We start from the raw sequence: 8,055 nt of genomic DNA, 5'->3' as shown, positions 1-8,055 counted from the left end.
GGAAGTGTTCTATCTGCCCAGCTACAGCCCCGAACTCAATCCCGAGGAACGTCTCAATGCCGATCTCAAACACGTCATTCGCCGCAACGTACCGGCACGGACCAAAGCCAAACTTCGTGCCGCCACGGAAGAACACATGGTGGTGATCGGTAGCGAACCCGAGCGCGTCAAAGCCTACTTCCGCGATCCACGCGTCAAGTACGCCGCTTGATACTGTTTAAGGGCCGAATCAATAGGTGGCAAACGCCCGCGGGCGCAGGCTGGAGGCAATGATCCGCGAGCAGAATGAGACGGTGGGACTTAATCCAAATTCGACAGAGCCTCTTTAAGCGCTGCTCCAATGTCTGGATCTGATCAAAAATGGGGGGATTACAGAAAAATCGGTTGGTGCAGATTCCGAGATCAAAAAGCCGGGTAACACCGGATCGAGACCTGGGCCTCTGTATTGGCCCGACATCCGGCGGCGCTCCTGCGCCAAGCAATCAATGCCATCGAACCGCCGACCCGCGTCTGCTCGCAGGTTGGGCCGGGCTCCGTATGGTTGGGTTCACATTTTGGCCGGTCGGTGCTCGCTCAGGGCTGGGTGCGAGCCTTCTCGGCTCAATCTTCCTCGGCAACAGCTTCCGAGCGTGCGTTGGTGCGGGAGTCGGCTGGGGTGCGTCGGGCCATCCACGGTAGCTTGAGCCATTTCAGCGTGGGTAGCACGATGTCCTCTTCTGACGCGCGCCGCCGCAACTCGGCATCGACGTGTTCCCGAGTGACATAGCCGACCACTTTCGTCTGATCGGTCACCGCGACTCTGGAACAGCTCGGCTGGAGGAGATACGGCAACGCGTCGGCGAGGTACGCCCAACGGTCCACCGTCGGATCCGTGCACGAGGGGGCGGTCGACACCGTGCCGTCCTGTGGAATCGGGTCCATGACTGCGGCGACAATCCGCATCCGCAGGGGGTCGGTCTGGGTGTCGAAGTCGACTCGAAAGCCACGATGAAATAGTTTGTCGGTCATGATCCGTTCGCCGAGACCCTGTTCGACTACGAGCTCGGCCACGGCAGTCGCCAGCAGCAAAGGCAGGAGCAGCGCGAAGCCTCCAGTGACCTCGGCCGCGAATACGACGCCGGTGAGCAACGCCCTGGCACCGACACCGAAGGTGACGCCCATGCCCACCAGGGCGAAGGCTCCGGGTTGGATATGAGCGCCGGGAAACGCATGGGCGAAACCGATGCCGATCATCTCGCCCATGCACGCCCCGACCAGGAACATCGGCGCGAGCGTACCCCCTGAGGTGTTGGAGCCAAGCCCAACCCACCACGAGCACATCTTGGCTACAAACAGCGCCGCGGCGGCGCCGAGCAGGAAGCGGCCGTTGACGGCGTTGGTGATGGCCCAGTAACCGACCGACAACGAGCCAGGAACGCCGAGTCCGATCAGGGCGTAGCCGAGCGCACCGATGATTGGATGCGACCATTCAGGGACCGGGAGCCGCCGAAAGATCTCTTCGACAGCGAACAAGCCCCGATTCAGCACCACTGCGAGAACCCCCGCAGCCAAGCCCACGACAGCGAACAGCGGCAGCTGCACAGGCGGTACGTGGGGAATGTAGTCCAAGGGGAAAAGAGGATGTGCGCTTATCAACACCTCGTGCAGCGCCGTCGCCACCGCCGTGGCGACGCAGAGCGGTAGCAGAGCACGAAGGGATCGCTCGAATACCAGCAGCTCGAGCGGCAGGATCACCGCGGCGATCGGGGTCGCGAACACACCGGCCATGCCGGCGGCAGCACCAGTGGCGAGCAGGATACGACGCTCGGCCGTACTGACCGGCAACAACTGACCGAGAAGAGAACCGATCGAGGCGCCGGTGACGATGATCGGACCTTCAGCGCCGAACGGACCGCCCGTGCCCATCGCCACTGCCGCCGACACCGGCTTGGCCAGCGCCGCTCGAGGCGTTACTCGGCTTTCGCGGAACAATATGGCTTCGAGGGCCTCGGGGATCCCGTGACCTTTGATGATCGGGCACCACTTGGCGAGCCCTACGACCACAACCGCGCCGCCAAGCGCGATCGGCACCAGGACCCACGACGGGTGATAGTCCTGCAGGTCTGGCAAGTTAAACCCTACCCGATGGAGCAACGCCAGGTTGCTGATCAGCCCCACCAGATGGACGATGAGGTAGGCGGCCACACCACCCACACCACCGAGGACGAGGCCGAGTAGGGCCAGCACCGCCATCCGTGACGGCGACGTCCCCAGACTGACCTCTTTATGCACCGCTCTCGCTGTGGATCGGCCATTGCGGGCACCGAGTCGCATCCGCCGGATCGCTGACCGCCAGCGAGCACACTCCACGCTGCGGTCTCTATCACCGCTGGCCGCAACAGATCCGACCGAAATGTCAGCGGCGCCTCGAGGGCTACTCGAGCCGGTCCGTTCACCGCTTTGCGAGTCGCCAAAGGACCTATCGCTCACCGGCTGCGCCTCATCGTGAGGTTGCCCGTCGGATCCGCCGAGGTCGGTGTTACCCATGTCAGGCCACTCCGGCGCCCCGGCGCCGAGCACAGTACCGGCCGCCGACACGAGAAAGTCAGAGTTGGAAAAATTAATCGTTACACGATATAATAGCTCGGGTGATGGTGTCAAATAACCTCTACACCCGGCTTCTGGTAATGCGGACCGGCTTACGACGATTCCAACGCTGGAGCGAGCAGCAAGCGCGAGCTGCCGGCCTCACCCCGACACAGCACCAGCTCCTCCTTGCCGTCCGAGGCCACAGCGACCAACGGGGCCCGACGATCGGCGAAGTCGCCGACTACCTCCTGCTACGTCATCACAGCGTCGTCGGACTGGTCGACCGCGCTGAGGGCGCAGGCCTAGTCCTCCGAGAACGGGATCCTGACGATCACCGTGTCGTACGCGTGCGCCTCACCAACCCTGGCGCAGCACGCCTCGAAGCCCTCGCAGCTGTCCACGTCGAGGAGCTCAAGCGGCTCACCCGTCAGATGTCCACCCTCTGGGATGGATTGGTGTCGGTCCAACCCGCACACGGTTTCCCAGGGTCACGACCTTCGCCGGACACCTGACCGCTCACCACTACTCGAGCAACCCACGACTCATGAGCTCGACAACGAATCGTAGACACCGCGTGAGCGTCCCGGGCTGACCCGACTGCCCCCTCTTTGGCTGTGCGCTCGCCCATCTCGTCGATTCGAAGTGCATGGCCGAGCTGTTCGGGCGGAGTGCTGCCTGTGTCGAAGCGGTTGCGCCGCACCGGCGCCCGGCGGCGCTTGAAGCGGGGCGCCGGTGCGGCGCAAAGGGCTGCTCTTCGAGAACGTGTGCCGCCTCGGGGAATGGCTCGGGCTCGAGGAGGTCGGGCGGGAGCGGGTCCTCTTCGCGGTCGCGCTGCACCCGGATCGGCGAGCTTTCGAGCCGCGGGGTCATCGCGCTGCTCGCCCGCGTGCTCGGCTACCCGGAGGGCGCGGTGGCCAAGGCGCTCTCGCCCAAGGGCGTGCTGGTGGTCGCGGGGCTGGTGCGCATCGATCATTCGATGCGATTTCTACCTCGCGAGCAAGCTTGCGTGGTACACCGGTCGCAATTTCAACAGTTATATCCCGTCGAAATAATACAAAAAAATTGTGGCAAATAGGAAACCCGGCCTCTCAGCATTACCACGGCCCAGAGGGTCTTTCGCCGCGCCAAGGTGCGCGGCAGGGTGGGGAAGATAGGCGGCATCCACGGCTTGCGGCACACCTGCCACCCATCAACTGGAAAGTGGTCTGCCGGTCCATGAGTCGCAGCGCCTGATGGGTCATAGCGGCCCGCAATCGGGTAAATGACCGGCCGCATGCCGCTGCGGCCCGGAATCTTTGGTAACGCCTTTCCCGCGGTGGAATATTTACACCTTTTTTACAGCGACGTGTCTAATCTTTACCGGGAATATTCGCCAGGCCGGTCATGCGGCACTGCGTTTCATTTTTCTGGGCTACTGCATTGGACGCCTTCTACCTGCTGCTGATTATCCTCCTGTTTGCGCTAACAGGGTCTCTTATCCCAATTTTCGCGGGATTGATGGGAAGGAAATGACATGGACGCTTTCTACCTTGGCGGTGGATTGGCGGCGCTCGGCCTGTTGGCCTATCTCCTGTATGCCCTGTTTCGTGCGGAGGATTTCTAATTATCACCGGATTCTTCGTATTACTGGCAGCCCTGTTGCTAGTCCTACTAGCCACAGTGCGGCCATTGGGCCGCTACTTCGCCTGGATCATGGATGATCGCCCAGCGTGGACGCCATTCGCCCGCATCGAGGCGCGGGTGTTTCGCCTGTGCGGGATCACGAAGCGCGACATGGACTGGCGCGAGTATGCGCTGACTCTGCTCGTCTTCAGTCTGATCGGCACCCTGGCGCTGTATGCGCTACAGCGTCTGCAGATCTCGCTGCCGCTCAACCCCGAGCACCTCGAGGCCGTCAGCCCGGACTCCAGTTTCAATACCGCGATCAGTTTCGTAACCAATACCGATTGGCAGGGTTATGCCGGTGAGTCCACCATGAGCTACCTGACGCAGATGGTGGGCCTGGCAGTGCAGAATTTTCTTTCCGCCGCGTCAGGTATTGCCGTGGCGTTTGCGCTAATCCGCGGTTTCGCGCGCCACAGCACGGGGGATATCGGGAACTTCTGGATTGACCTCTACCGCATAACTATGTACGCGCTGCTGCCTTTGTCGATGATGTTGGCACTGGCATTGACCAGCCAGGGCGTTATCCAGAACTTTGCGGCGTACCAGAACGTCAACACACTCGAGCCGACAAGCTACGTTCCGCGCAAACTCGATGCCGCGGCCCGGCCCGACCGGCGGGGCACCAATGAAATCGTCGTCGTGGCGCAACAGACCCTTCCCATGGGCCCGGTGGCTTCTCAGGAGGCCATCAAGGAATTGGGTACCAACGGTGGTGGCTTTTTCAACGCGAACTCGGCACACCCGTACGAGAACCCCAACGCACTCACCAACTTCCTGGAAATGCTCGCAGTACTGCTGATCCCGGCGGCACTGGTTTACACTTTCGGCGTTGCGGTGGGCGACACCCGCCAGGGCTGGGCGCTGCTGGGCGCTATGGTGCTAATTTTCGTCGTCGCCGTAACCGCCCTTGCCTTGGCCGAATACCAAGGCAATCCTGCGATCGGCGCGCTGGGGGTGGACCAGATCCATAGCGCACTACAGTCCGGCGGCAATATGGAGGGCAAGGAAACCCGCTTTGGCATCGCCGCGTCGGTGTTGTTCAACGCCGTGACCACTACCACCTCCTGCGGTGCCGTGAACTCGATGATTGATTCCTATACGCCGCTGGGTGGGCTCGTACCAATGATATTGATGCAACTAGGTGAGACCATTTTCGGCGGAGTGGGCTTGGGCCTCGCGGGCATGTTGGTGTTTGTTCTGGTTGCGGTGTTCGCTGGTGGTTTAATGATTGGCCGTACTCCGGAATATGTGGGCAAGAAAATAGACGCCTTCGACATGAAGATGGTCTCAATCGCTGTACTACTAATGCCAGCGCTGGTGCTGTTGGGAACGGCACTGGCAGCAATGTTACCGGCAGGGTCGGCGGGACTCGCCAACCCTGGCGCGCATGGGTTCTCCGAAATGCTATACGCCTTCACTTCGGCGGCAAATAACAACGGCAGCTCTTTCGCAGGCCTCTCGGCCAACACCACTTTCTACAACAACTGGCTAGGCGTGACCATGCTGTTCGGCCGCTTCGTGGTGATGGTGGCGCTACTGGCCCTGGCCGGTTCGCTCGCCGGAAAGAAACACGTCCCAGCCGGCAGCGGCACGCTGCCTACCCATGGGGCCTTGTTCATCAGCCTGCTGATAGGTGTGCTGCTGCTAGTGGGCGCACTGAATTTTTTCCCAGCCTGGGCCCTGGGCCCCGTCGTCGAACATCTGCGCCTGTGGGCTGGCCATTGAAGGACCCGATGCGATGACTCGCAAGACGCTCACACTGTTTGACCACAGCTTGGTTAGGCACGCGCTGCTGGAATCGCTGCGCAAACTCGATCCGCGGGTGCAGTGGCGCAACCCGGTGATGTTCGTTGTTTATGTGGGCAGCCTGTTTACCAGCGCGCTTTGGGTCCACGCGCTAGTAAGCCGGGGCGACGCGCCCGCGTGGTTCGGCGGTGCGGTTACGCTGTGGCTGTGGTTCACTGTACTGTTCGCCAACTTCGCCGAAGCGCTGGCCGAGAGCCGCGCACGCGCCCAGGCCGTTTCGCTGCGTAGTATGAAAAAGACCGTCTCGGCAAAGAAGCTCCAAGAGGCGCGCCATGGCGCCGCGTGGACCGCGGTGTCTGGTGACGATCTGCACCGCGATGACGTCGTGCTGGTGGAAGCAGGCGACTTCGTGCCCTGCGATGGGCAGGTAATCGAGGGTGTAGCCTCGGTGGACGAGAGCGCCATCACCGGCGAATCTGCTCCGGTTATTCGCGAATCCGGCGGTGATTTTTCCTCCGTTACGGGCGGCACCCGCGTACTCTCCGACTGGGTCGTGGTACGCTGCTCGTCCAACCCCGGCGAGTCATTCCTCGACCGCATGATCAGCCTCGTGGAGGGCGCGAAGCGGCGCAAGACTCCCAATGAAATTGCGCTGACCATCCTTCTGGTGGCCCTAACACTGGTGTTTCTGCTGGTGACGGTGACCCTGTTGCCGTTTTCCATCTATGCGGTGCGGTCCAGCCACGGCGGACTCCCCGTCACGCTTACTGTGCTGGTCGCACTGCTCGTATGTCTGATCCCTACGACGATCGGAGGGCTCCTGTCGGCGATTGGTGTTGCGGGCATGGGTCGGATGCTTCTTGCCAACGTGGTTGCCACTTCAGGTCGGGCCATTGAGGCTGCCGGGGACGTGGACGTGCTGCTACTGGACAAGACCGGAACGATCACGCTCGGTAACCGTCAGGCGAGCACATTTCTGCCCGCACTGGGTGTGGGCGAGCGGGAATTGGCTGACGCCGGTCAGCTGGCCTCCCTGGCGGACGAAACTCCCGAGGGCCGTAGCATCGTGGTGCTGGCCAAGAAATTTGCGCTGCGCGAGCGCCACGTACACGATCTAAAGGCCAGCTTCGTGCCTTTCTCCGCACATACCCGCATGAGTGGCGTGGACCTGCCTAAGCGCCAAGTCCGCAAGGGCGCGGCCGATGCCGTGCGCTCCTGGATAGAGGCCCAGGGTGGCAGCTATCCGGAAGCCGTGGCTCAGTCAGTGAAGGCCGTCGCGCGCCGCGGCAGCACTCCTCTCGTGGTGGCCGAGATCGCCGGCGAGCGCGCGAGAGTGCTGGGTGTGATCGAACTCAAGGACGTAGTCAAAGGTGGCCTCAAGGGGCGCTTTTCCCAGCTGCGCCGCATGGGTATCCGCACCGTGATGATCACCGGCGACAACCGGCTGACTGCTGCTGCCATCGCCGCTGAAGCGGGCGTGGACGACTTTCTCGCCGAGGCTACGCCGGAGGACAAACTTGCGTTGATCCGCAAGTTCCAGGGTGAAGGTCGGCTCGTGGCGATGACCGGTGATGGGACCAACGATGCGCCTGCCTTGGCGCAGGCCGATGTTGCCGTGGCCATGCACAGCGGCACCCAAGCGGCTAAGGAAGCGGGCAATATGGTAGATCTGGATTCCAACCCCACTAAGCTCATCGAGGTGGTGGAAATCGGAAAACAAATGCTGATGACGCGCGGCGCACTGACGACCTTCAGCATTGCTAATGACGTCGCCAAGTACTTTGCCATCATTCCCGCCGCCTTCGTCGCGACTTATCCGCAGCTCGGCGCGCTGAACATCATGCACCTGACCTCACCCGACTCCGCGATACTCTCGGCGGTAATCTTCAATGCCCTGATCATCGTCGCGCTCATTCCGCTGGCGCTGCGGGGCGTACGCTATCTACCGCTGGGTGGGGACGTGCTGTTGAAGCGCAATCTGTTGATTTACGGTCTTGGCGGCCTGATCGCACCGTTCATCGGTATCAAGCTTATCGACTTGCTGCTGACCACTATGGGCCTGCACTAAACTTAAGG

At 61.9% G+C, this 8,055-nt stretch carries 7 protein-coding genes; 5 read left to right on the top strand and 2 right to left on the bottom strand.

Features of this window, described 5'->3' with window-relative positions; translation table 11 throughout:
• Window positions 1–211: IS630 family transposase (locus tag B7Z66_08140; GenBank protein ID OYV76629.1), on the top strand; the 211-nt coding region annotated here is incomplete at its 5' end.
• 389 nt (window positions 212–600) lie between these two features.
• Here B7Z66_08140 and B7Z66_08135 read toward each other — a convergent pair.
• On the bottom strand, window positions 601–2,526 hold the full coding sequence (locus B7Z66_08135; protein OYV76628.1) for a hypothetical protein: 1,926 nt from the start codon (window positions 2,524–2,526) through the stop codon (window positions 601–603).
• A gap of 104 nt (window positions 2,527–2,630) precedes the next feature.
• On the opposite strand from B7Z66_08135, the gene B7Z66_08130 reads away from it, so the two are divergent.
• A complete protein-coding gene (locus B7Z66_08130; protein OYV76627.1) occupies window positions 2,631–3,080 on the top strand; it encodes a MarR family transcriptional regulator in 450 nt (149 codons plus the stop codon).
• Between the two features lie 10 nt (window positions 3,081–3,090).
• Here B7Z66_08130 and B7Z66_08125 read toward each other — a convergent pair whose 3' ends face one another.
• On the bottom strand, window positions 3,091–3,438 hold the full coding sequence (locus B7Z66_08125) for a hypothetical protein (protein OYV76626.1): 348 nt from the start codon (window positions 3,436–3,438) through the stop codon (window positions 3,091–3,093).
• A gap of 643 nt (window positions 3,439–4,081) precedes the next feature.
• On the opposite strand from B7Z66_08125, the gene B7Z66_08120 reads away from it, so the two are divergent.
• From B7Z66_08120 to B7Z66_08110, 3 genes are read left to right on the top strand one after another with little or no spacing between them, the layout of a single operon-like run.
• Complete coding sequence (locus B7Z66_08120; protein OYV76625.1) at window positions 4,082–4,171, top strand: potassium-transporting ATPase subunit F; 90 nt, start codon at window positions 4,082–4,084, stop codon at window positions 4,169–4,171.
• Window positions 4,171–5,958, top strand: coding sequence for a potassium-transporting ATPase subunit KdpA (locus B7Z66_08115; GenBank protein OYV76624.1), 1,788 nt, complete (start codon window positions 4,171–4,173; stop codon window positions 5,956–5,958). Before B7Z66_08120 ends, B7Z66_08115 begins: the two co-directional genes overlap by 1 nt.
• Before the next feature lie 13 nt (window positions 5,959–5,971).
• A complete protein-coding gene (locus B7Z66_08110; GenBank protein ID OYV76623.1) occupies window positions 5,972–8,047 on the top strand; it encodes a potassium-transporting ATPase subunit B in 2,076 nt (691 codons plus the stop codon).
• The last annotated feature ends 8 nt before the right edge of the window (window positions 8,048–8,055 follow it).

It is taken from the genome of Chromatiales bacterium 21-64-14, from assembly GCA_002255365.1.
Lineage (GTDB): Bacteria > Pseudomonadota > Gammaproteobacteria > 21-64-14 > 21-64-14 > 21-64-14.
This window is presented reverse-complemented; position numbering and strand designations above follow the sequence as displayed.

Excerpts from the sequence above, each read along its gene's own strand:
- B7Z66_08135 (OYV76628.1), bottom strand. The coding sequence starts at position 2,526 with ATGGGTAACACCGACCTCGGCGGATCCGACGGGCAACCTCACGATGAG.
- B7Z66_08130 (OYV76627.1), top strand. The coding sequence starts at position 2,631 with ATGGTGTCAAATAACCTCTACACCCGGCTTCTGGTAATGCGGACCGGC.
- B7Z66_08125 (OYV76626.1), bottom strand. The coding sequence starts at position 3,438 with ATGACCCCGCGGCTCGAAAGCTCGCCGATCCGGGTGCAGCGCGACCGC.
- B7Z66_08120 (OYV76625.1), top strand. The coding sequence starts at position 4,082 with ATGGACGCTTTCTACCTTGGCGGTGGATTGGCGGCGCTCGGCCTGTTG.
- B7Z66_08110 (OYV76623.1), top strand. The coding sequence starts at position 5,972 with ATGACTCGCAAGACGCTCACACTGTTTGACCACAGCTTGGTTAGGCAC.